Source organism: Amycolatopsis sp. (assembly GCF_035546795.1).
In the GTDB taxonomy this organism is placed as follows: domain Bacteria; phylum Actinomycetota; class Actinomycetes; order Mycobacteriales; family Pseudonocardiaceae; genus Amycolatopsis_E.
On sequence record NZ_DASZWC010000033.1, the window covers coordinates 214,887 to 234,939 of the forward strand.

Below are 20,053 nucleotides of genomic sequence, written 5' to 3' on the forward strand. Positions count from 1 at the left end.
CCGTGGCCGACCTACTGTCGGGGAATGAGGACCGAGGAACGTCTCCGTGACGCGATCTCGCCGCGCACGGTGCTGCTGGTGGCCGGGGTTCTGCTCCTGCAGCTGGGATTCATCCTGTCGTATGTCGGCGCGTTCCACAGTCCCGCGCCGCACGGGATCAAACTCGCGGTCGTCGGTCCACAAGCGACAGTGCAGCAGCTGAACGAGATCTCTGGCTCCCCGCTCGAGGCCTCGGTGTCCGCCGGCGAGGACGACGCGCGCCGGCGGATCATGGACCGGGAGGTCCGCGCCGGGTTCGTGGTCGACACGAGCGGCACCACCGACACCCTGCTCGTCGCCTCCGCCGGTGGCCCCGCGCTCGCGGAAGCGGTGCAGCAGCTGATGACGCGCGTCGACGCCACGCAGGGCCGGAGCGTGCACGAGGTCGACATCGCCGCGCCGCAGGCCGGGGACGGGCGGGCGCTCACCGGGTTCTACGCGGTGATCGGCTGGCTGGTCGGCGGGTACCTGGCCGCGGCCGCGCTCGGCATCGCGAAAGGCGCGCGGCCGGCCACCCTGCAGCGCACCGTCGTGCGGCTCGCCTCGATGGTGCCTTACGCGATCTTGTCCGGCCTCGGTGGCGCGCTGGTCCTGGACCAGTGGCTGGGTGCGCTGGACGGGCTTTTCCTGCAACTGTGGTGGGTCGGCGCGCTGGTCACGTTCGCCGCCGCCACCGTCACGATGGCGCTGCAGGTGCTGTTCGGGGTGCTCGGCGTCGGCGTGACGGTGCTGATCTTCGTGATCCTCGGGAACCCGAGCGCCGGCGGGGCCTACCAAGCCGAGCTGCTGCCCGCGTTCTGGCGTGCCATCGGTGGCGCGCTGCCGAACGGCGCTGGGGTGGAGGCGCTGCGGAACTTCGCGTACTTCGGTGGCAGCGCGACGGCGTGGCCGGTGCTCGTGATCGCGATCTGGGCGGTGGCCGGACTGGTCGTCACGGTGGTCGCCTCCGCCCTGCGGCTGCGGTACCGCCTCGACGAGCACCTCTTCCGGGATGAGCGGACCGCCACGGCCTGAGGCCGCTCGAAAGCGGGAATTTCCGTTACCCTGACCGGAAACGGGAAGGGGAACCGGATGAACGAGGCCCAGCCGTTGCCCGGTGGGGATGCCGAAGCTCTGCTCGCCGAAGCGCGCAAGGCGTTCTGGGTGATGGTCGGTTTCCTGGCCGTGCTGTGGATCGTGCAGATCGTCAACTGGGCCACCGGGTACCGGCTGGCGGTGGACTACGGCATCCGGCCGCGGCAGCTGGGCTCGCTGCCGGAGATCTTCAGCGCCCCGTTCCTGCATTTCAGCTGGTCCCACATCGAGGGCAACTCGGGCCCGTTCTTCATCTTCGGGTTCCTCGCCGCCTATCGCGGGGTGCGGAAGTTCGTCTGGGTGACGCTGCTGATCTTCGTGGCCAGCGGCCTCGGCGCGTGGTTCACCGCCGGCGCCGGCACGGTCGGGGCGGGCGCCAGCGGGGTGGTCTTCGGCTATTTCGGGTACATCATCGTGCGCGGCCTGTTCGACCGGCGGCCGATCGATCTCGTGATCGGCCTGGTGATGGCGTTGTGTTTCGCCTACCAGTTCTCGCTGCTGATCCCGGCGGGCGAGGGCATCGGCTGGCAGGCGCACCTGTTCGGTTTCGTGGCCGGCGTCGTCGGCGGCTGGCTCTTCCGCGAACGCCGCCCGAAACCACAGCTCGAAACCGGAGCGACGACGCTGCTGCCGAAGCCGACGGATTCGGCTTAGCCGCGATGGGACGCGGTCAGGCGGGCGAAGGCGACGATGTTGTCCTCGTAGTCACGGGTGGACCGGTCGAACGCACCGCCGCAGATGATCATCCGTAGCTCCGGGCCGGCGGTGTCGCCGTAGACCTCGTGCCGTGACCCCGTCCTCGCGGTACACGATCGCCTGGTCGCCGGCCTTCAGGTCCTTCAAGCGATAGCACGTGCCGGGGGCGTGGTTGTGAGCCCGAGCTCGACGACCCGGCCGCTGCGGACGCCGATCGCCGGGACTTCCAGCGTGCTCGGCCGCGCCTGTTGCAACGGATCATCGCTTCTCGCCGGAGAACTGGGCGCGCTTGTCGTGTCCGGAGTGGTGATCACCGCCGTGGCCGTGCGCGCCGGGTTTTCGCAGGCGGTGAGGGTGGCGCCGATGGCCGCGATCGCGAACCACCGGCGCCATCGAACGCTGGTCATCGGTTCGTGCGCCGCCGCAGCACGATCGTGGTCAGTGCAGCACCGCCGCCGAGCACGAGCGAACCGAGCGTGATCGCGGGCCCCGCACCGGTGTCCATCCCGCCGGACGGCTTGACCTGCACCTGCGCCCCGGTGGACTTCTTGGTGGTGGTGGACTTCGCGGTGAGTGGTCGTCACCTCACCGGTCGAAGTGGACGGTGCTCCGCTGGAGCGACGCGGCAGAGTTTCGCAGGCAATGCCGTCGTGGTCGGCGTCCAGGTGGTTCGGATCCGAAGAATCCTGATCGTAGACCGCCTCCCGTCTCGCGACCCCCGGTGAAAACTCGTAGGACACGTGACCTGCTTGTTGGGTCAGTTGTCCTGGGTCGACGTTCGCTAGGGTCGGTCGGGTGTCCGTGCGTGAACTGGTCGTGCTCGGGACCGCGAGCCAGGTGCCCGGTCGCGAGCGCAACGACAACGGCTACCTGCTGCTCTGGGACGGTCAGGGCTTCCTGTTCGACCCCGGCGAGGGCACCCAGCGGCAGATGCTGCTGGCCGGGGTTTCGGCCTCCGCGATCGACCGGATCTGCATCACGCATTTCCACGGCGACCACTGTCTCGGCCTGCCCGGGGTGATCCAGCGGCTGTCGCTGGACGGCGTGAGCCACCCGGTGTACGCGCACTTTCCCGAGTCCGGGCAGGAGTTCTTCGAGCGCCTTCGGCACGCGAGCGTCTTCCACGAGACCGCCGAAATGGTGCCCGAGCCCATCGCGGCGGACGGCACCATCGCGGAGGGCGAGTTCGGCCAGCTGCGCGCCCGCCGCTTGGACCATCCGGTGGAATCCTTTGGCTACCAGCTGATCGAACCCGGCGGGCGCCGGATGCTCCCGGAGTTGCTCGCCCGGTTCGGCATCACCGGGCCGGAAGTCGGTCAGTTGCAGCGCACCGGCTCGCTCCGGTTCGGCAGCCGAACGGTGACCGTGGAACAGGTCAGCGTGGTGCGCAAGGGGCAGCGGGTGGCGTTCGTGATGGACACCCGCCTCTGCGACGGCGTGTACGACCTCGCGGACAAGGCCGACCTGTTGGTGATCGAATCGACGTTCCTCTCCAGCGAGGCTGCGCTGGCCGAGGAGTACGGCCACCTCACCGCCCGGCAAGCGGCCCAGGTCGCGGCGGAAAGCAAGGTCTCGAAGCTGGTGCTGACGCATTTTTCCCAGCGCTACGACAATCCGACCGATTTCTACGAGGAAGCCGCGGAGGTTTTCGGCGGGGAGATCGTGGTCGCCACGGATTTGAGCCGCGTATCCGTACCGAAGCGCAGGTAAGGTTTCGGGGCCTCCGCGGTTCGCGTTGGACACTGCGCGGATCGAGGCGGGGGCGGGGTGGCCTGGCGCGCGTCCGTTGGTTGTCGCAACGCAATCGTTGCGGCGCAAGGGAAACGATTCTCCTCGCCGGTTCCGTGGCTCGGCTGCCGGTTTTGGAGGTGGTTGGGGGAGCGCCGCGTCGATCCCACGGCTCGCGAAACCCGGGGATGGGGCAGGCGCGGCCCGTCGGGTGGCGGCGGATCAGAGGAAATCCCGGCGGGCCGCGCCAAGCAGTGTCAGGACGCGTTGAGCTGCTCCTCCTGGCGTCCGGCGACATGCAGGCGAGGCCGGGTCCGCAACGCCTCACGCAGCCGGTCGTTCTCCGCCTGGAGTTCCAGTAGCAGCCGGTGTTGCTCACGCCCCGGCACCGCGGGCATGGGAGTCGGCTCGTAGGCCCGCACCAGTTCCCGCGCCTCGACCGGGATCGCGACCCTGGCGGCGCGGTCGCGTTCCGCCCGGCCGAGCATCCTCGCCAGGCGCCTGGTGTCGGTGGCCAGGATCCGGCTACGGCCAAGAATCTTGTGTCGCAACGGATCCTCCAGGCTGTCCAGGTTCACGTCGGGCAGGTATGTGCGCATGGTGCCCGGCGGCACCGCGTGCGGCCTGCCGACCATCTCGTTGAAGCCGGCCTCCACGGTCTCGTCCAGCAGGAAAGCACTGCCGAGACCGACCAGATGCCAGGTGATCTCCCTGGCCCAGCGGTCGAACTCATCCTGGGGACGCAACCCTTGGCTGATCATGTAGACCGGCCCGCGGCGCGTCTCGTCGGCCAGATAGTCCATCAGATCCGGCAGGTGGTTCGTGGTGACCCACTGCGGGCCGGGCGCCATCTCGGTGCGCCCGTCGGTCGCGGTCAGCTCGCCGAGCAGGCCGCGCAGCACGCTCGGCACCGACATGCACCGGTTGTACGGCGCCTCACCGATCGCGGTCACGTCGTCGCGCGTCTCGATCTCGGTCCAGAGCCAACCCGGCCCGGTCGGATGCTCCAGCACGGTGAACGTCGTGCGCCAAACGTCGCGCGGCTGTGCGTCCGGATGCTGGCGGCGCCACTGGTAGAACTCGCCCGCGCCGGAGGAGTCCCGCAGGATGGTGACCAGATCGTCGTGGTCGAGCAGATAGTTCCCGGGGCGGCCGGCGTCGAGGTGGATCTCCTTGGTGGCCAGCCATCTCCCGAGGTGCTCGACGACCGTGCCGAGGAGGTCCTGGCCCGGGGCGAGCCGGAGGAAAGACCGGAAACCGACAGCCATCGCCGTCTCCTACCGCTAGGGGACTATTTGAAACTGCTGTGCCGTACAGTGAATCAGTTTGCAGACGGGTCCCGGACGAGTCAAGGGCCCTGACCCACCCCGCCTCGATCAACGGCGGCCCGGCTTGGTCTCATTCAGCGGTGACCGACATCGCGGCCGTGCCGGGAAAAACCCTGGCGAGACGGCGTGAGGTGCTCAGCTGGGCGCTGTGGGACTGGGGCAGCTCGGCCTTCACCGCCATCATCCTGACGTTCGTTTTCTCGGTATATCTGACAAAATCCGTGGCCGCGGACGAGGATGGCGGCTCGGCCACGCTCGGCTTCGGGATGACGATCGCCGGCGTGTGCATCGCGTTGCTGGCGCCGGTGATCGGCCAGCGCAGTGACGCGGGCGGGCGCCGGAAGCTGTGGCTGGCCATCCACACCGCGGTCGTCGTGCTGTGCATGGCGGCGATGTTCTTCGTCCGCGACACCCCGTCGTACCTGGGTCTGGGCGTCACCCTGCTCGCGGTGGCCAGCGTTTTCTTCGAGATCGGCCAGGTCAACTACAACGCGCTGCTCGTGCAGGTGTCCACCCGCGCGAACATCGGCCGGATCTCCGGTTTCGGCTGGGGGATGGGCTACTTCGGCGGGCTGATCGCGCTGACGATCGTGCTGTTCGCGTTCGTCCTGCCCGACATCGGGCTGTTCGGGGTCACCTCGGAGAACGGGCTGAACATCCGCGTCGTGGCGCTCTTCGCCGCGGTGTGGTTCGCCGTGTTCGCGGTGCCGGTGTTGTTGTTCGTACCGGAATCGCCCGCGTCCGGCGAACCGCTGCGGCGCAACTTCTTCGGCAGTTACGTCGTGCTCGGCAGGCGGCTGGCGCAGATGTGGCGGACCGAGCGCCGGACCTTGTGGTTCCTGATCGCGAGTGCCATCTACTGCGACGGGCTCGCGGCGGTGTTCACCTTCGGCGGGGTCGTCGCCGCGGGCACCTTCGGGTTCAGCCAGAGCGAAGTGGTGATCTTCGCGATCGCGGCGAACCTCACGGCCGGGCTGGGCGCGGTGTTCGGCGGCAGGCTGGACGACCGGATCGGGCCGAAGACGGTGATCGTCGGTTCGCTGGCCGGGTTGTCCGTGCTCGGTCTGGCGCTGGTGGTGTTGCCGGGCAAGGCGGCGTTCTGGGTGTGCGGGCTGGCGCTGGCCAAGTTCGTCGGCCCGGCGCAGGCCGCGAGCCGGACGTTCCTCGCCAGGCTGGTCACTCCCGAGCGCGAAGCCGAGGCGTTCGGCCTGTACGCGACGACCGGTCGCGCGGTGACTTTCCTCGGACTGTTGATGTTCAGCGGTTTCATCGCGATTTTCGGGACGCAACGTGCTGGAATGGCCGGGATCGTTGTCGTGCTGGTGGCCGGGTTGCTCGCGTTGCTCCCGGTCCGTGCTCCGGAGGTGCGTGGGTGAGGTTCAACCAGAAGATGCTGCTGTCACTGGTGTTCGTGGTGATAGGGGCGTTCGTGGTGGCGTGGCAGAGCGGGGCGTTGAAGGGTGCCCCGGGCAGTAACCCGCCCGCGTCGGCGAGTTCCGCCGGCGCCGAACTCGCCCAGCTCGTGATCAAGGCGCGCAGTGGTATGGGCGGGTACTCGCGCGAGAAGTTCCCGCACTGGGCAACGGTTTCCGGCACGTGTGACACCCGCGAGACGGTGCTCAAGCGAGACGGCCAGAACGTGGTGACCGACTCCGAATGCCGTCCGACGTCGGGCAGCTGGCACAGCCCGTACGACGGCGGCAACTGGACGAAGGCGTCCGATGTGGACATCGACCACACCGTGCCGCTGGGCCAGGCGTGGGAGAGTGGCGCCGCGTCGTGGACCACGGACCAGCGCAAGAGCTTCGCCAACGACCTGACCCGCCCCCAGCTCAGGGCCGTGACCGACAACGTCAACCAGGCCAAGGGCGACAAGGCACCGGACGAGTGGAAGCCGCCGCTGCAGACCGACTGGTGTGCGTACGCCACGGACTGGATCACGGTGAAGGCCTACTACCAGCTGACGGTCACCGATGGGGAGAAGTCCGCGCTGACCGACATGCTCAACTACTGCTGATCGGATGGCGGAAAATCCCCTCGCCCCGGCCGATGAGTTTCGCGCCGGGGCCGGGTCTCTACCGGTAACAGACCCACGACCAGCACAGGGAGTCCCGATGCCCACGAACATCTTCGTCAACCTCGCCGTCGCCGACCTGCCCAAGTCGATCGAGTTCTTCACCCGGCTCGGGTACTCGTTCAACCCGCAGTTCACCGACGACAACGCGGGCTGTCTGGTCATCAGCGACACGATCTACGCGATGCTGCTGACCAAACCCTTCTTCAGGAACTTCACGAAGAAGGAGATCGCCGACTCCAGCACGACCGCCGAGGCGATCATCGCGCTGAGCACGGACAGCCGCGAGGACGTCGACGCGCTGGTGGAAAAGGCACTCGCCGCGGGCGGGACCGAGCCGCGCGAGGCGAGCGACATGGGCTTCATGTACAGCCGCGCGTTCGAGGACCTCGACGGCCACATCTTCGAGGTCATCTACATGGACCCGGCGCACGTCCAGTAGCACGGCCACTCACCCAACCGCCGCCCGGCAACGGAACCCCGACAAGACGTCCGGCGGCCTCCCCGGGGGTGAGGCCGCCGGACGCACATCAAGCGTCGAACGGCCCCGCGTCAATCCCGCAGGTCGCACCCACAGCGGGCAGCGTCCCCGAGATCAGATACTCCCGTTTGGCCTTCTCGGCGCAGGTGCTGTGCACGTACATCGTGTTGTGCCCGGCGCCTTCGACCACCAGGAGATGCGCGTCGGCCAGTTCGTGCACGCCGTCGATCGCGCCGGCGAGCGGGGTGGACGGGTCGTACCGGCTGTTGATCACGAGGATCGGCGCGGAGGTCGGCCGGTTCCACGGGCCCGGGTAAGGCTGCACGGCCTGCTGCGGCCAGTAGGCGCACGACATCATGTCGAACACCCCGAGCCGCCCGAAGTACGGCACCCGCTGGTCCTCGCTGACGGCCAGCTCGCTGTAGGTGGATTCGTTGCGGGGCACCGTGCTGTCGGCGCACTGGATGGCGTTGAACGCTTCGGTGCTGTTGTCGGGGTACGGCTCCGAACGGGCAGCCAACGCCGCCGTGGCAGGCGCGTCGTAGAGCTGCTGCAAGGTCGCCGCCAGCGCAGGCCAGCCGTCCGGTTTGGACAGATCACCGGCCGCCGAGATCAGGGCCGAGTAGTCGTAGGTGACCTGCGCACCGTCCTGGGTGATCGTGATCGGCTGCCGCCGGACGCGTTCGGCCAGTGCGGCCCATTTCGCGTGCACATCCCCGGAGGAGAACGCACATCGGGAACCCGCGGCCGCGCACTGGTCGAGGAACTGCCCGAAGGTCTGCGCGATCCCGGTGGCCACGTCCTGCCGTGTGTCGACCGGCAGCGTGTTCCCGGCGTTGCCGTGGCCGGTGGCGCTGCCCTGGAAGTCCATCGTGCCGTCCATCGCCAGCGCCCTGATCCGGCCGGGGAACAGGTTGGCATAGATGGCGCCGAGGTGAGTGCCGTAGGAAATACCGTGGTAGGTCAGTTTCGCGTCGCCCACCGCGCGGCGTAACAGATCCAGGTCGCGCGCGGTGTTCACAGTGGACATGAACGGCAGCAGGTCGGCGGCCCGCTGACCGCACCGCTGCGCCAGGTCGCGGGAAGCGGCGTAGAAGGCCGGTTCGCCCGCGGTGTCGCCCGGCATCTCGGGGAAGTTCGCGAAATAGTCCTGCTGCTCCTGCTCGGTGCCGAAGCAGCGCACGGCGGTGCTGTTCGAGACCGAGCGCGGGTCCCACGAGACGAGGTCGAACCGGGTGCGCAGCTCGTCGGAGAACAGCCACGGCCATTTCGCGCGGGCCCGCAACCGGTCGATCCCGGACGGGCCGGGGCCGCCGAAGTTCACGAACAGGGTGCCGATGCGGTGCGCCTGGTCGGTGGCGGGCAGTTTGATCAGCGCCAGGTCGATGGTCCGCCCGTGCGGCCGGAAGTAGTCCAGCGGCACGGCCGCGGTGGAGCACTGGAAACCGTCCGCGCAGTCCGACCAGGTCAGCGCCGGGGTGGGCGCGGCGTCGGCCAGCGGGTCGGCGTAAGGGGCCGCACCGGCCGCGGGCGTGGCGATCAGCCCGCAAGCCAATGCGACGGCCGCCAGCAGGCGACGAGTTCTTCGCACGAAAGTCCTCCTGGGTAATCGATCGATCACCCAGGAAGTTCAACAACCCTCTGTCAAGCTTGGGTAAAGGACGTCCGCCGAGTCGAGCAGATGTCGCCGCAGAAAGGACAGTTCGGCTTCGACGGCCTGCTCGTGCCCGTCGAAGAACGGCGCGTAATGGCCGCCCTGCAGCCGGACGACCTCGCCGCGAGGGGCGCGTCGGGCCGCGCGCACGGCAGGCTCGGGGGGAGCGGTCTGATCCTGGTCGGCGACCACCGCGAGCAGTGGTGACCGGACGCGGCCGGCGGCGCGGCCGGGCCGGTACAGCACAATGGAAATCACCGAGCGGGCGGCGATTTCCTGTTGCCACTCCGGGTATTTGTTACCGGGGTTCAACGCCCGGTCGCCGTCCCGGCCGTCCGGCGTGGTGAGCATCGAGACCGTGCCCGGCGCGCCGGCCAGCGGGACCAGCATCGGCGGGCGGCCGAGCAGTCCGCCGACCGTGTCGAGGATCGACCGACCGGTGAGCCGCATCATCGCGAGCGGCTTCTGGTGCCGGGAGGCGCTGCGCGACGCGACCAGGCCGTCGGCGTTCGGCGTCTGCGCGATCGCACCGGCGAGCCGGGGATTGGCCGCCGCGACACGGAAGATATGCCCGCCGGACAAGGAAAAACCCCAGATCGCGAGCCGGGCCGGGTCGACATTCGGCAGGCCGGCCGCGAACTCGATCGCGGCCTGCCAGTCGGCGAGCCCCTCGTCGATGCGGACCACCTGGCGCGGTTCGCCACCGCTTTCGCCGAGATGTCGGTAGTCGAAGGCGAGTACGGCGAACCCCGCCTCGTTGAACCTTTTCGCGAACCGGTCCGTGGCCGGTTCCTTGGTCACCGCGCCGCCACCGGCCATGACCACGCAGCCGCCGTTCGTGCCCGGGTAGTACCAGGCGGCGCATTCGACGCCGCCACTGGTGAATCGCACTTTCTTCCGCTTGGTCGACATTTCGCACACCGGCTCTCTTCAGGGTTCTCCTGAAGTGAACCACGTGGTTCGCATGCTGTCCACGGTCAGGCGGTGAGCGAAGTACTCACGTCGATCGCGTTGCGCAGGGTCTGGTAGACGACGCAGTACCGCTCGGTCAGCTTCTCCAGCGTGGCCAGCTGCTCGGCATCGGCGTCGGTGTCCAGCGCGAAGGCGAGCCGGATGGCCCGGAAGCCCACCGGCGCGGCCTTGTCGACGCCGAGCGTGCCGCGGAAATCCAGATCGCCTTCGGCGGTGACGGTCCCGCCGCGGATCTCCAGCCCCAGCGAGGTCGCGACCGCGCGCAGCGTGACCCCCGCGCAGGCCGCGAGCGCGTCGAGCAGCATGTCGCCGGAGCACGCGAGGCTGCCGTCGCCGCCCGCCGCCGGATGCAACCCGGCCTCCACCAGTGCCTGCCCGGTCTGGACCCGGCAGGAGATGCCGAGCCCGGACAGTTCCGCCGTCGAGCGCATGGTGACGACGGCGCTGTCCGGGGTCTCGCGGTACTGGTCTTTCAACGGTGCCTGCAGTGCGCGCAGCTCGGTGGTGTCCATTGCCCGAGCATGACCCTCGGCGCCGACGCACGTCAAAGCTCAGGTCGTGAACTGGTAATCCCGTTTGATCTTCCCGTTGCTGTCGAGTTCGATGAACACGATGCCGCGCCAGGCCGCGTCGCCGCCGCCCTTCGGCACCATGTCGATGGTCAGCGCGATCGTGTCGTGGTGGTGCGCCACCGCACTGCTGCGCACGAACGAAAAGCCGCCCTCGGCAACGAACTTGCGATATGCCCCGGCCACCCGCTTCCGCAGCTCCGCGTGGCCTCGGTACACCGAGTCGGACAGGTATTCCGTCCCGTCCGGTGCCCACAGCTTCTCGACCTCGGTGGCTTGGCGCCGAGGGTCGGTCTCGTTCCACACACCGACGTAGTCCTCGGCGAGCTGTTCGACACTCATTTTTCCTCCATTGTGGACAATGTGCTGACGTGGTATCTCCGCATGGCGTGCACAGTGCCCGGCGGGAGTGCTGTCGGCAATTCCCGTCGGGGAATGACGGTTGTCACTCGGCGTGTCAAGATCCCGGCAAGAACGATCCGGCGGGTGTCAGGGCCGCGTGTACGGCCCGCGCCACCACGGGCACTCTGGCCGGCGGACACCGGGTTCGCCGCCGGGGGTGACCTGTTGTTCGCCGGAGTCGCGATGACCCAGCTGGCCGCCCGGTTCGGGACCCCGTGCCAACTGCTCGACGAGAACGAGGTGCGGCGCCGCGCACGTGAGTTCCGCGCCGCGCTGCCCGAGGCCGAGATCGCCTTCGCGAGTGTCGCGCGGTGTTCCGGTGGCTGAACGGCGAGGGTCTGTCGTTCGACGTCTGCTCGGCCGGGGAGCTGGCTTGCGCGCTCTCGGCGGGAGTGTCGGCCGAGCGGATTCTGTTCCACGGCAACGTGAAAACCACCGAGGACCGGAAGGCCGCGAGCTCCACCGGAGTCGGCCGGATCGTGCTGGACTCGTTCGACGAGATCGAGCAGCCGGGCGCGCCGGCCATCGCGCAACGGGGTTTGAGCCGCGTTACTGACCCGACCAAAAGTAGGCCGCACCCCGCGTGGCAGGGTAACTGTTGCCGCGCAAGCCATGTGGCCGTGGCTGTGGTCGGATTGGTAACGGCCGGCACAGTTTCCCGGACGTCGACGCGCACACATCCGGCGATCACCACCCGCACCACCGGGCAGAAATTCGGGTCCCCGCTCGTGCGGTCGAGCGGGTGCTGGCTCAGCCCGGGCTGCGGCTGGCCGGCTTGCACTGCCACCTCGGTTCGCAGGTCCGGTCCGTGCCGGCGTACGAGGAGGCTGCGCGGCGGATGGCGCGGTTGCTTCGCGCGCTGCCGGTGCGGGTCGAAGAACTCGACCTCGGCGGCGGGTTCGCCGTCCCGTATCTGCCAGGGGGAACGGCATTTCGACCTCGCCGGGTTCGCACAGCGGATCCACGCCGCGCTGAACCTGGAATGCGTACGGATGCCGAAACTGATCCTCGAACCGGGCCGCTCGATCGTCGCCAACGCGGGCGTGACGCTGTATCGCGTGATCACGGTCAAGCCCGGTTTCGTCGCGTTGGACGGCGGGATGAGCGACAACCCGCGCCCCGCGCTGTACGGCGCCCGCTACACCCGCGCGGCTCGTCGGGCGGCACACCCGCGCCCGGCGGCGCACGATGACGGTGGTGGGCAGGCATTGCGAGGCGGGCGACATCGTCGCGGCCGACGTCCAGCTCCCCGAGGACATCCACGCGGGCGACCTGCTCGCAATCCCCGTGACCGGCGCGTACCACCACGCGCTCGCGTCGAACTACAACCTCGTCGGTCGCCCGCCGCTGATCGGCGTCCGCGTTGGCGAAGCGCGCACGCTGGTGCGGCGGGAGACCGAGGAGGATCTGCTACGCCGCGACCTCGGTTGAGCGCCACTGCGCGGCGACACGCAGGAACAGGTCGTTCTCCGGGCTGTCGCCGATGGTGATGCGGCAGCCGTCCGGCGCGTAGGGCCGGACGAGCAGACCCGAGCGCTGGCAGGCCGCGGCGAACTCGCCGGTGCGCTCGGCGAGCGGCAGCCACACGAAGTTGGCCTCGGTTTCCGGTACCCGCCAACCCTGCTCGATCAGTCCACTTCGGACTCTCGTGCGTTCGTCGATCACCGCGTTCACTCTGGCGTGCATGGCGTCCTGGCTGTGCAGGGATTCGATCGCGGCGAGCTGGGCGATCGTGGAAACCCCGAACGGCACCGCGCATTTGCGGATCGCGGCGGCCACCGGCGGATGCGCGACCGCATAGCCGACGCGGAGCCCGGCCAGCCCGTACGCCTTGGAGAACGTGCGTAGCAGGCAGAGGTTGGGGTGTGCGGCGAACAGATCGAGACCGTTCACCACGCCGGGGTCGCGAACGAACTCGACGTAGGCCTCGTCGAGGACCACGAGAACGTCCTGCGGGACGCGGCCGAGGAATTCGAGGAACTCGGCGCGTCGGACGGCCGGGCCGGTCGGGTTGTTCGGCGAGCACACCACCACCAGCTTGGTGCGCTCGGTGACCGCGTCGGCCATCGCCGGCAAGTCCAAAGCGGACTCGGCCGTGAGCGGAACTTCGAGCTGGGTCGCACCGGCGATCCGCGTGACGATCGGGTAGGCCTCGAACGACCGCCACGGGTACACGACCTCGTCGCCGAGCTGCGCGACCGACTGCACGATCTGTTGCAGCACACCGACACTCCCGGTGCCTACGGCGATGGTTTCGGCGGGCACGGACAGGTGTCGTGCCAGTTCGGCGGTCAGCTCCGTGGCGGCGAGATCGGGGTAACGGTGCAGGTTCGCGGCCGCCGTGGTCGCGCGTTCGAGCACGCCTGGCAGCGGCGGGAACGGGTTTTCGTTGCTGGACAGCTTGACCAGTCCGGAAAGCGCTTTCCCCGGTGTGTAGGCGGGGATGTCGTCGAGCGCAGGTCTGATTCTCGGGTACATCTTTCAGCTCCCGAAAAAGTCGAGTGCAGCCTGTTTGAACAGGCGGCTGGAGATGGCGTTGAAGTGGTTGCGCTTGCCGAGGGAGACGAACTGCGCGCCCAGTTTCGCGGCGAAGGCAGCCGCGTCCGGGGCGAGGTCGTCGGCGTCACCGGCCGCGAACAACACCGGCACCGGCGGCTCGCCGTCGAGCCGGTGCCCGGCCATTCCCTCGATGCAGGGTCGGAGATCCTCGTTGCCCGGCAAGGTTTCCAGCACTCGTTCGAAGTCCTCGCGGGCTGCCGTGCCGCCGCCGAGCCCACCGATCCCCATCCGCCGGACCCGGCCCATCCTCGCCAGTTCCCAGCCGACGAGCCCGCCCATCGAGTAGGTCACGACGTCCACTGTGGCCAGGCCGACGGTATCGAGCACGGTGCAGATGTCGGCGGCCAGCCGCTGCGGCGAAAAGCCCGTGCGCGGCTTGCCGCTCTGGCCGTGCCCGCGCAGATCCACCAGCAACGCGCCGTCGAACACGCGCAGCCAGCCCGCGTCCGTCCAATTGCGACGGCTGTCCGACGCGAACCCGTGGATCAGCAGCACCGGCCGCGCACCACCCTCGTACCAGATCTTGCAGCCGTCCCCGGCGATCGCGTACACGCTCAGTCCTCCGGTGGCGTCAGCCGGACGCGCCGGGCCGGCTTCTTTTCCTCGGGCACCGTGCCGACGATACCGGCCTTGTCGTCCGCCACGGCGAACGTGACCAGTGGCTCGCCGACGGCCAGCTCCTCGTCCTCGCCGACGTGCAGGCGCAGGATCTTCCCGGACTGCGGTGAGGGGATCTCGACCGCCGCCTTCGTCGTCTCCACCTCCACCAGCGGCGCGTTGCGCTCGACGAACTCCCCTTCCGCGACAAGCCATTCCAGCACTTTCGCGCTGATCAGGCCCTCGCCGAGATCGGGCAGCGGGAATGTCACTTCAGCCACGGCGGTACCCCAGCACGGTCTGCACGGCGGTCAGGACGCGGTCGATACTCGGCAGGTACTCGTCCTCCAGCGCACCGGACGGATACGGAACGTCATAGCCGGTGACGCGCTGCACGGGCGCACGCAGGGTGTCGAAGCAGCGCTCGCTCACCAGCGTGGAGACCTCCGCGCCGAGCCCGGCCGTCAGCGGTGCCTCGTGCACGACGACAGCCCGCCGCGTGCGGCCCACCGAATCCGCGAGCCCGTCGGCGTCGATCGGCTTGAGCCAGCGCAGGTCCAGCACCTCCAGCTCCACGCCGTCCTCGGCGGCCAGTTCGGCCACCTGCAGACAGCGGGAAACCATTGCGCCCCAGGCGATCAACGTGGCGTGCTTGCCCGCGCGCAGCACCCGGCTCGTGCCGACCGGCGGGATGTCCACCGGTTCGTCCGGGTCGAAGCATTCGCGGTTCCAGTAGCGCGCCTTGGGTTCCATGAAGATCACCGGGTCCGGGTCGGCGATCGACTGGCACAGCAGGTGATAGCCCTCGGCCGGGCCGGACGGGGCGGCCACCTTGAGCCCCGGCACGTGCGCGAACAGCGACTCCAGGCTCTCGCCGTGGTGCTCTGGGGCCTTGATACCGCCGAAACTGGGCAGCCGCAACGTGATCGGCATCGAGACGACGCCACGGCTGCGGTAGTGCATCCGGGCGACCTGGTTCACGATCTGGTCGATCGCCGGGTAGCTGAACCCGTCGAACTGGATCTCCGGCACCGGCCGCCAGCCCGCGAGCGCGAGCCCGACCGCCATGCCCATGATCCCGGATTCCGCCAGTGGCGTGTCGAACACGCGCTGCTCGCCGAACTTGGCCTGCAGGCCGTCGGTCACCCGGAACACCCCGCCGAGCACGCCGACATCCTCGCCGAAGACCAGGACCCGCTCGTCGTCCTCCAGCGCGTGCTGCAGCGCGAGATTCAGCGCCTGCTGCAAGGAGAACTCAGGCATCGGACCATTCCTTCCACTCGCGCCGCTGCTCCAGCAACGCCTTGGTCGGCTCGCGGTAGACGAAGTCGAACAGCTCCTCGCCAGGCCGGTCGCCCATTTCGGTGAGTGCCTTCCGAACCTGCCCGGTGACCTTCGCTGCGTGTTCTTCTGCTTCTGTCACGACGCTTTCCGGCAGCTGCGCCGCGGCGCGAGCGAGCGGATCGCGGCGGGCCCAGGCCTGTTCCTCGGCCAGCGTCCGGTACCGGCCGGGATCGTCCGAAGTGGAGTGTGGGCCCATCCGGTAGGTCATGGCCTCGATGACCGTGGGGCCTTCACCCGCACGGCCACGTTCGAGTGCCGCCAGGGTGGCTTCGTGCACGGCCAGCACGTCGTTGCCGTCCACCCGCAGGCCCTCGATGCCGTAGCCCTGCGCGCGTGCGGCGACCGAGCCGCCTGCCACCTGCCGTTCGGCCGGCACGGAGATCGCCCAGCCGTTGTTCTGGCAGAAGAAGATCACCGGCAGCCGGTAGACCGCGGCGAAGTTCATCGCCTCGTGCACGTCACCCTGCGAACTCGCGCCGTCGCCGAAGTACGTGATCGCCGCGCCCGCCGTGCCGTCCAGCCGTGCGCCCATCGCCCAGCCCACCGCGTGCGTCACGGGGCCGCCGACAACCGCGTTGAACGGCGCGAACCGCGAGGCCAGCGGGTCGTACATGCCGCCGTGCCAGACCCCGAGGTGGGTGGCGAGGTACCCCGGCAGGTCCACGCCCAGCGCCACCGCCGCGCCCAGCTCGCGGTACGTCGGGAAGGCGAAGTCACGAGCCGGGTCGAGCGCCGCGGCGCTGCCCACTTGCGCCGCCTCCTGACCTTTCATCGGCGCGTATCCGGGAAGCACGCCCTGGCGCTGCAGCGCGATCGCCTCCTCGTCGACACGACGGGCCACCAGCATCAGGCGGTGGAGCTGCACAAGGTCCATGCTCACGAGCCTGAACGGTGGGCGCCCGGCTGAGCAAGAGTGCCCGGTTTCGCTGCTCAGTTTGCGCGATCTGGCGACTGGATCGGCCGATTCGCTGCACAATTTGCTCGTCTGATCGCCGATTCGCTGACAGTAGCTCCGGGCGGTGGTGCCCGCGCTGGAAACCTGGTATGACCCCCCGGCTAAGCTGTATGTACTTCCCGAACGCGATAGATCGAGGTGGCAACAAGCGTGTCCGAGACCACGCCGAACGTCCCCGACCGGCCGGCGCTGGACGGTCTGGACGCCAAGTGGGCGCAAGCCTGGGAGCAGGCCGGGGTCTACCGGTTCGACGCTCCCGGTGACCGCAGCGCGGTGTTCTCCATCGACACCCCGCCGCCGACGGTCAGCGGCTCGCTGCACGTAGGCCACGTCTTCTCCTACACGCACACCGACGTCATCGCCCGGTTCCAGCGGATGCGCGGCAAGCACGTCTTCTACCCGATGGGCTGGGACGACAACGGCCTGCCCACCGAGCGCCGCGTGCAGAACTACTACGGCGTGCGCTGTGACCCGTCGCTGCCGTACGACCCGGACTACCAGGCGCCCGAGCCGATGGTGAAGAAGGGCGAGCGGCCGGTCCAGGACATTTCGCGCCGGAACTTCATCGAGCTGTGCGAGCTGCTCACGGCCGAGGACGAGAAGGCATTCGAGGAGACCTGGCGCCACCTGGGCCTGTCGGTGGACTGGTCGCTGACGTACACCACCATCGGCACGTACGCCCAGCGCGTCTCGCAGCGCGCGTTCCTGCGGCTGCTCGGTCGCGGCGAGGCGTACCAGGCCGAGGCGCCGACGCTGTGGGATGTCGGGTTCCGCACCGCCGTCGCGCAGGCCGAGCTGGAGGACCGCGAGCACGCCGGCGCGTGGCACCGGGTGGCCTTCCACGGCCCCGACGGCAACCCGGTGTACATCGAGACCACCCGGCCCGAGCTGCTGCCCGCCTGTGTCGCGCTGATCGCGCACCCGGACGACGAGCGCTACCAGGGCCTGTTCGGCAAGACGGTCACCTCGCCGGTGTTCGGGGTCGAGGTGCCGGTCGTGGCGCACCGCGCCGCGGAAATGGACCGCGGCGCCGGCATCGCGATGTGCTGCACCTTCGGTGACCTCACCGACGTGCAGTGGTGGCGGGAGCTGAAGCTGCCCACCCGCACGATCATCGGCCGGGACGGCCGGATCCTCGCCGACGCACCGTCCGGTTTGGACAGTGAGGCCGGCCGCAAGGCATACGCCGAACTGGTCGGCGCCACCGTGCACACGGCGAAGGAACGCGTCGTGGCCATGTTGCGCGAGAGCGGCGACCTCGACGGCGAGCCGAAGAAGACGGTCCGCCCGGTCAAGTTCTACGAAAAGGGCGACAAGCCGCTGGAGATCGTGTCCAGCAGGCAGTGGTTCATCAAGTCCATCGAGAAGCAGGACGTGATGCTCCAGCGCGGTGCCGAGCTGCAGTGGCACCCGGCGTACATGAAGGCCCGCTACGACGACTGGGTCCGCGGTCTCAATGGTGACTGGCTGGTCAGCCGTCAGCGGTTCTTCGGCGTGCCGTTCCCGGTCTGGTACCCGCTCGACGCGTCGGGCGAGCCCGACTACTCGGCGCCGATCCTGGCCGACGAGAGCCAGCTGCCGATCGACCCGTCCTCGGACGCCCCGGCCGGGTACACCGAGGACCAGCGCGGAGTCCCCGGCGGCTTCATCGGCGACCCGGACGTGATGGACACCTGGGCGACGTCTTCGCTCACGCCGCAGATCGTGTGCGGGTGGGAGGAAAACCCCGAGCTGTTCGCGCAGACCTTCCCGATGGACCTGCGTCCGCAGGCGCACGACATCATCCGCACCTGGCTGTTCGCCACCGTGCTGCGCGCGCAGCTGGAGAACGGCTCGCTGCCCTGGTACCACGCGGCGCTGTCCGGCTGGATCCTCGACCCGGACCGCAAGAAGATGTCCAAGTCCAAGGGCAACGTCGTCACGCCGCTGGGCCTGCTGGAACAGTTCAGCCCGGACGCGGTGCGGTACTGGGCGGCCAACGGGCGCCCTGGCACCGACACGGCGTTCGATCAGGGCCAGATGAAGATCGGCCGTCGGCTCGCGACGAAACTGTTGAATGCCAGCAAGTTCGCGCTGAGCTTCCCCGAGCCCGCCGCGGACGCGACGGTGTCGGAGCCGCTCGACAAGGCGATGCTCGCTTCGCTGGACGACGTGATCCGCCAGGCCACCTCGGCGCTGGAGACCTTCGAGTACACCACCGCGCTGGAGCGGATCGAGCGGTTCTTCTGGTTCTTCTGCGACGACTACCTGGAGCTGATCAAGCAGCGCGCGTACGCCGAAGAGGGCGGCGCGGCAACGCAGTCGGCACGGCTCGCGCTGCGCAAGGCGCTGTCCTCGCTGCAGCGGTTGTTCGCGCCGTTCCTGCCGTACTGCACGGAGGAGGCGTGGTCGTGGTGGCACTCCGGTTCGGTGCACACCGCCGAGTGGCCGGTCGCTTCCTCGGACGCGTCCGCGGACGGTGAGGTCATCAATCTCGCCAGCACCGCGATCAGCGCCATCCGCAAGGCGAAGAGCGACGCGAAGCGTTCGATGCGCTCGCCGGTCGAGGCCGTGCGCATCGCGGGCCCGGCGGCGCAGGTGGAGACGCTGACGTCGATCGGCGGAGACCTGCGGGCGGCGGGGAACGTCGAGGACCTGCAGTTCACCCCCGCCGACGAGCTGCGCATCGAGGTTCAGCTCGCCGAGGTGTGAGTTTCTCGGGGAAGCGCCCCGCCACTGCCGCGCCGGGGCGCTTTCTCATGCAGGGGTTTGGTCGAGGGTGCCGCTGACGTAGCGCACGTCGCCCATACGCAGATCGTCGTCAGCACCCAGCCACGGCCGGCCAGGTAGGGCCCCGCTTCGTTGCGCGCACCGAAATAGCGGAGCTTCGTCATGTCGGTGCTGAAACTGTGCTCGCGCCGGCTTTCGGAGATGCTGTTCAGTCGTTCCTTCGTTTCTCCTCGTCGCCCGGTCGCGGGTTGAGCCTGCTTTCGGTGGCCACCCGGCTGCCCGGCGCGCTGAGTTCGGTGATGGTGTCCAACAGACTGTCCGGCGCCTCGGGCGGTAGGTAGCCCAGGAGGCCTTCGGCACTCCACGCGGTCGGCAATCCCGGGTCGAATCCGGCTGCGCGCAGTGCGGTGGGCCAATCCTCACGGAGATCGATCGCGACCACTCGCCGGTCCGCGGTCGGCTCGGCGCCGAGATCGGCGAGCGTGCGGGCCTTGAATTCCACACTGTGCCGGTCGTTACTAATCCGACCCACAGCCACGACCGCATGGCTTGCGCGGCGACGGTTACCTGCCGCCCGGTAACCTGCGGCTGGTCGAGTTCGCAGGCCACGTCGATGAACGTCTGCCCGACCAGTTCACCGGGCGGCATTTCGCCGCTCGCCAGGCCGGTGAGGAGATCGATGCCGCCCACCCGGACGAGCGGTTCGGCGAACGGATCGTCGATGAGCGACCGATCGGCGCGGGTCGCGAGCGCCCGCGCTGCCGCGGCCATGGTGGCCCTCGCGCCGACGCTGGACGTCAGGTCCCAGGTGTCTCCGTCATGCCTGGTGGAAGTCATGGCGCGACTCTATTCGCTGTCTGCCGGGGTCGGCG

19 protein-coding genes and 3 pseudogenes are annotated in these 20,053 nt (G+C 69.0%); 8 read left to right on the forward strand and 14 right to left on the reverse strand.

Going from position 1 to position 20,053, the window contains the following annotated elements:
- Positions 1-24: 24 nt before the first annotated feature.
- Both VHD82_RS20990 and VHD82_RS20995 read left to right on the forward strand, forming a co-directional pair.
- Complete coding sequence (locus VHD82_RS20990; RefSeq protein WP_325706341.1) at positions 25-1,053, forward strand: DUF3533 domain-containing protein; 1,029 nt, start codon at positions 25-27, stop codon at positions 1,051-1,053.
- A 57-nt stretch (positions 1,054-1,110) separates the two neighbouring features.
- Positions 1,111-1,767 (forward strand): rhomboid family intramembrane serine protease, encoded by a 657-nt coding sequence (locus VHD82_RS20995; protein WP_325706344.1) that lies wholly within the window; start codon positions 1,111-1,113, stop codon positions 1,765-1,767.
- Between the two features lie 185 nt (positions 1,768-1,952).
- Here the strand turns inward: VHD82_RS20995 and VHD82_RS21000 are convergent, their stop codons facing one another.
- The 3 genes and pseudogenes from VHD82_RS21000 to VHD82_RS36865 form a co-directional block, all read right to left on the reverse strand.
- Entirely contained in the window at positions 1,953-2,216 is a 264-nt protein-coding gene (locus tag VHD82_RS21000) for a hypothetical protein (protein ID WP_325706448.1), read from the reverse strand.
- Positions 2,213-2,338: a hypothetical protein gene (locus tag VHD82_RS21005; RefSeq protein WP_325706451.1), complete on the reverse strand. Its 126-nt coding sequence runs from the start codon at positions 2,336-2,338 to the stop codon at positions 2,213-2,215. Before VHD82_RS21005 ends, VHD82_RS21000 begins: the two co-directional genes overlap by 4 nt.
- Before the next feature lie 109 nt (positions 2,339-2,447).
- Positions 2,448-2,549: pseudogene (locus tag VHD82_RS36865) on the reverse strand (hypothetical protein); the annotation flags it as partial.
- A 55-nt stretch (positions 2,550-2,604) separates the two neighbouring features.
- Between VHD82_RS36865 and VHD82_RS21015 the strand changes: the two are divergent.
- Positions 2,605-3,519 carry a ribonuclease Z gene (locus VHD82_RS21015; RefSeq protein ID WP_325706347.1) on the forward strand — a complete coding sequence of 305 codons (915 nt, stop codon included), beginning with the start codon at positions 2,605-2,607 and terminating at the stop codon, positions 3,517-3,519.
- A 275-nt stretch (positions 3,520-3,794) separates the two neighbouring features.
- Here the strand turns inward: VHD82_RS21015 and VHD82_RS21020 are convergent, their stop codons facing one another.
- On the reverse strand, positions 3,795-4,805 hold the full coding sequence (locus VHD82_RS21020) for a hypothetical protein (protein ID WP_325706350.1): 1,011 nt from the start codon (positions 4,803-4,805) through the stop codon (positions 3,795-3,797).
- Between the two features lie 140 nt (positions 4,806-4,945).
- On the opposite strand from VHD82_RS21020, the gene VHD82_RS21025 reads away from it, so the two are divergent.
- The 3 genes from VHD82_RS21025 (at position 4,946) to VHD82_RS21035 (ending at position 7,381) form a co-directional block, all read left to right on the forward strand.
- The gene (locus VHD82_RS21025; protein ID WP_325706354.1) at positions 4,946-6,241 is read left to right on the forward strand and encodes an MFS transporter; all 1,296 of its coding nucleotides are present in this window, start codon (positions 4,946-4,948) and stop codon (positions 6,239-6,241) included.
- Positions 6,242-6,255: 14 nt separating this feature from the next.
- Positions 6,256-6,882: an HNH endonuclease family protein gene (locus VHD82_RS21030; RefSeq protein WP_325706438.1), complete on the forward strand. Its 627-nt coding sequence runs from the start codon at positions 6,256-6,258 to the stop codon at positions 6,880-6,882.
- A 97-nt stretch (positions 6,883-6,979) separates the two neighbouring features.
- Positions 6,980-7,381 carry a VOC family protein gene (locus VHD82_RS21035; protein ID WP_325706357.1) on the forward strand — a complete coding sequence of 134 codons (402 nt, stop codon included), beginning with the start codon at positions 6,980-6,982 and terminating at the stop codon, positions 7,379-7,381.
- A gap of 88 nt (positions 7,382-7,469) precedes the next feature.
- Here the strand turns inward: VHD82_RS21035 and VHD82_RS21040 are convergent, their stop codons facing one another.
- The 4 genes from VHD82_RS21040 to VHD82_RS21055 all read right to left on the reverse strand — a co-directional run bounded on the left by VHD82_RS21040 (position 7,470) and on the right by VHD82_RS21055 (position 10,957).
- Positions 7,470-9,011: an alpha/beta hydrolase gene (locus VHD82_RS21040; RefSeq protein WP_325706360.1), complete on the reverse strand. Its 1,542-nt coding sequence runs from the start codon at positions 9,009-9,011 to the stop codon at positions 7,470-7,472.
- Between the two features lie 39 nt (positions 9,012-9,050).
- A complete protein-coding gene (locus VHD82_RS21045; RefSeq protein WP_325706363.1) occupies positions 9,051-9,986 on the reverse strand; it encodes an alpha/beta hydrolase in 936 nt (311 codons plus the stop codon).
- Between the two features lie 65 nt (positions 9,987-10,051).
- Complete coding sequence (locus VHD82_RS21050; protein ID WP_325706366.1) at positions 10,052-10,558, reverse strand: OsmC family protein; 507 nt, start codon at positions 10,556-10,558, stop codon at positions 10,052-10,054.
- A gap of 39 nt (positions 10,559-10,597) precedes the next feature.
- Positions 10,598-10,957 (reverse strand): nuclear transport factor 2 family protein, encoded by a 360-nt coding sequence (locus VHD82_RS21055; protein ID WP_325706368.1) that lies wholly within the window; start codon positions 10,955-10,957, stop codon positions 10,598-10,600.
- 93 nt (positions 10,958-11,050) lie between these two features.
- On the opposite strand from VHD82_RS21055, the pseudogene VHD82_RS21060 reads away from it, so the two are divergent.
- A pseudogene (locus VHD82_RS21060) lies at positions 11,051-12,448 on the forward strand (diaminopimelate decarboxylase family protein).
- Here the strand turns inward: VHD82_RS21060 and hisC are convergent.
- The 5 genes from hisC to VHD82_RS21085 are packed head-to-tail and all read right to left on the reverse strand — an operon-like array spanning position 12,428 to position 16,391.
- Positions 12,428-13,495 (reverse strand): histidinol-phosphate transaminase, encoded by a 1,068-nt coding sequence (gene hisC, locus VHD82_RS21065; protein ID WP_325706371.1) that lies wholly within the window; start codon positions 13,493-13,495, stop codon positions 12,428-12,430. The pseudogene VHD82_RS21060 and the gene hisC overlap by 21 nt on opposite strands.
- 3 nt (positions 13,496-13,498) lie before the next feature.
- Entirely contained in the window at positions 13,499-14,128 is a 630-nt protein-coding gene (locus tag VHD82_RS21070; RefSeq protein ID WP_325706373.1) for an alpha/beta hydrolase, read from the reverse strand.
- Between the two features lie 2 nt (positions 14,129-14,130).
- Positions 14,131-14,454, reverse strand: coding sequence for a biotin/lipoyl-containing protein (locus VHD82_RS21075; protein ID WP_325706375.1), 324 nt, complete (start codon positions 14,452-14,454; stop codon positions 14,131-14,133).
- Complete coding sequence (locus tag VHD82_RS21080) at positions 14,447-15,436, reverse strand: alpha-ketoacid dehydrogenase subunit beta (RefSeq protein WP_325706377.1); 990 nt, start codon at positions 15,434-15,436, stop codon at positions 14,447-14,449. The genes VHD82_RS21075 and VHD82_RS21080 overlap by 8 nt, the downstream gene beginning before the upstream one ends.
- Entirely contained in the window at positions 15,429-16,391 is a 963-nt protein-coding gene (locus VHD82_RS21085; RefSeq protein ID WP_325706380.1) for a thiamine pyrophosphate-dependent enzyme, read from the reverse strand. Before VHD82_RS21085 ends, VHD82_RS21080 begins: the two co-directional genes overlap by 8 nt.
- A gap of 231 nt (positions 16,392-16,622) precedes the next feature.
- Here VHD82_RS21085 and valS point away from each other — a divergent pair, with 231 nt between their 5' ends.
- Entirely contained in the window at positions 16,623-19,163 is a 2,541-nt protein-coding gene (valS, locus tag VHD82_RS21090; protein WP_325706383.1) for a valine--tRNA ligase, read from the forward strand.
- A gap of 45 nt (positions 19,164-19,208) precedes the next feature.
- Here the strand turns inward: valS and VHD82_RS21095 are convergent.
- Positions 19,209-20,018: pseudogene (locus VHD82_RS21095) on the reverse strand (SAM-dependent methyltransferase).
- Positions 20,019-20,053: the final 35 nt, after the last annotated feature.

Coding starts and splice junctions, on each gene's coding strand:
- VHD82_RS20990 (WP_325706341.1), top strand. CDS start 25: ATGAGGACCGAGGAACGTCTCCGTGACGCGATCTCGCCGCGCACGGTG.
- VHD82_RS20995 (WP_325706344.1), top strand. CDS start 1,111: ATGAACGAGGCCCAGCCGTTGCCCGGTGGGGATGCCGAAGCTCTGCTC.
- VHD82_RS21000 (WP_325706448.1), bottom strand. CDS start 2,216: ATGACCAGCGTTCGATGGCGCCGGTGGTTCGCGATCGCGGCCATCGGC.
- VHD82_RS21020 (WP_325706350.1), bottom strand. CDS start 4,805: ATGGCTGTCGGTTTCCGGTCTTTCCTCCGGCTCGCCCCGGGCCAGGAC.
- VHD82_RS21030 (WP_325706438.1), top strand. CDS start 6,256: ATGCTGCTGTCACTGGTGTTCGTGGTGATAGGGGCGTTCGTGGTGGCG.
- VHD82_RS21035 (WP_325706357.1), top strand. CDS start 6,980: ATGCCCACGAACATCTTCGTCAACCTCGCCGTCGCCGACCTGCCCAAG.
- VHD82_RS21045 (WP_325706363.1), bottom strand. CDS start 9,986: ATGTCGACCAAGCGGAAGAAAGTGCGATTCACCAGTGGCGGCGTCGAA.
- VHD82_RS21050 (WP_325706366.1), bottom strand. CDS start 10,558: ATGGACACCACCGAGCTGCGCGCACTGCAGGCACCGTTGAAAGACCAG.
- VHD82_RS21055 (WP_325706368.1), bottom strand. CDS start 10,957: ATGAGTGTCGAACAGCTCGCCGAGGACTACGTCGGTGTGTGGAACGAG.
- hisC (WP_325706371.1), bottom strand. CDS start 13,495: ATGTACCCGAGAATCAGACCTGCGCTCGACGACATCCCCGCCTACACA.
- VHD82_RS21080 (WP_325706377.1), bottom strand. CDS start 15,436: ATGCCTGAGTTCTCCTTGCAGCAGGCGCTGAATCTCGCGCTGCAGCAC.
- VHD82_RS21085 (WP_325706380.1), bottom strand. CDS start 16,391: ATGGACCTTGTGCAGCTCCACCGCCTGATGCTGGTGGCCCGTCGTGTC.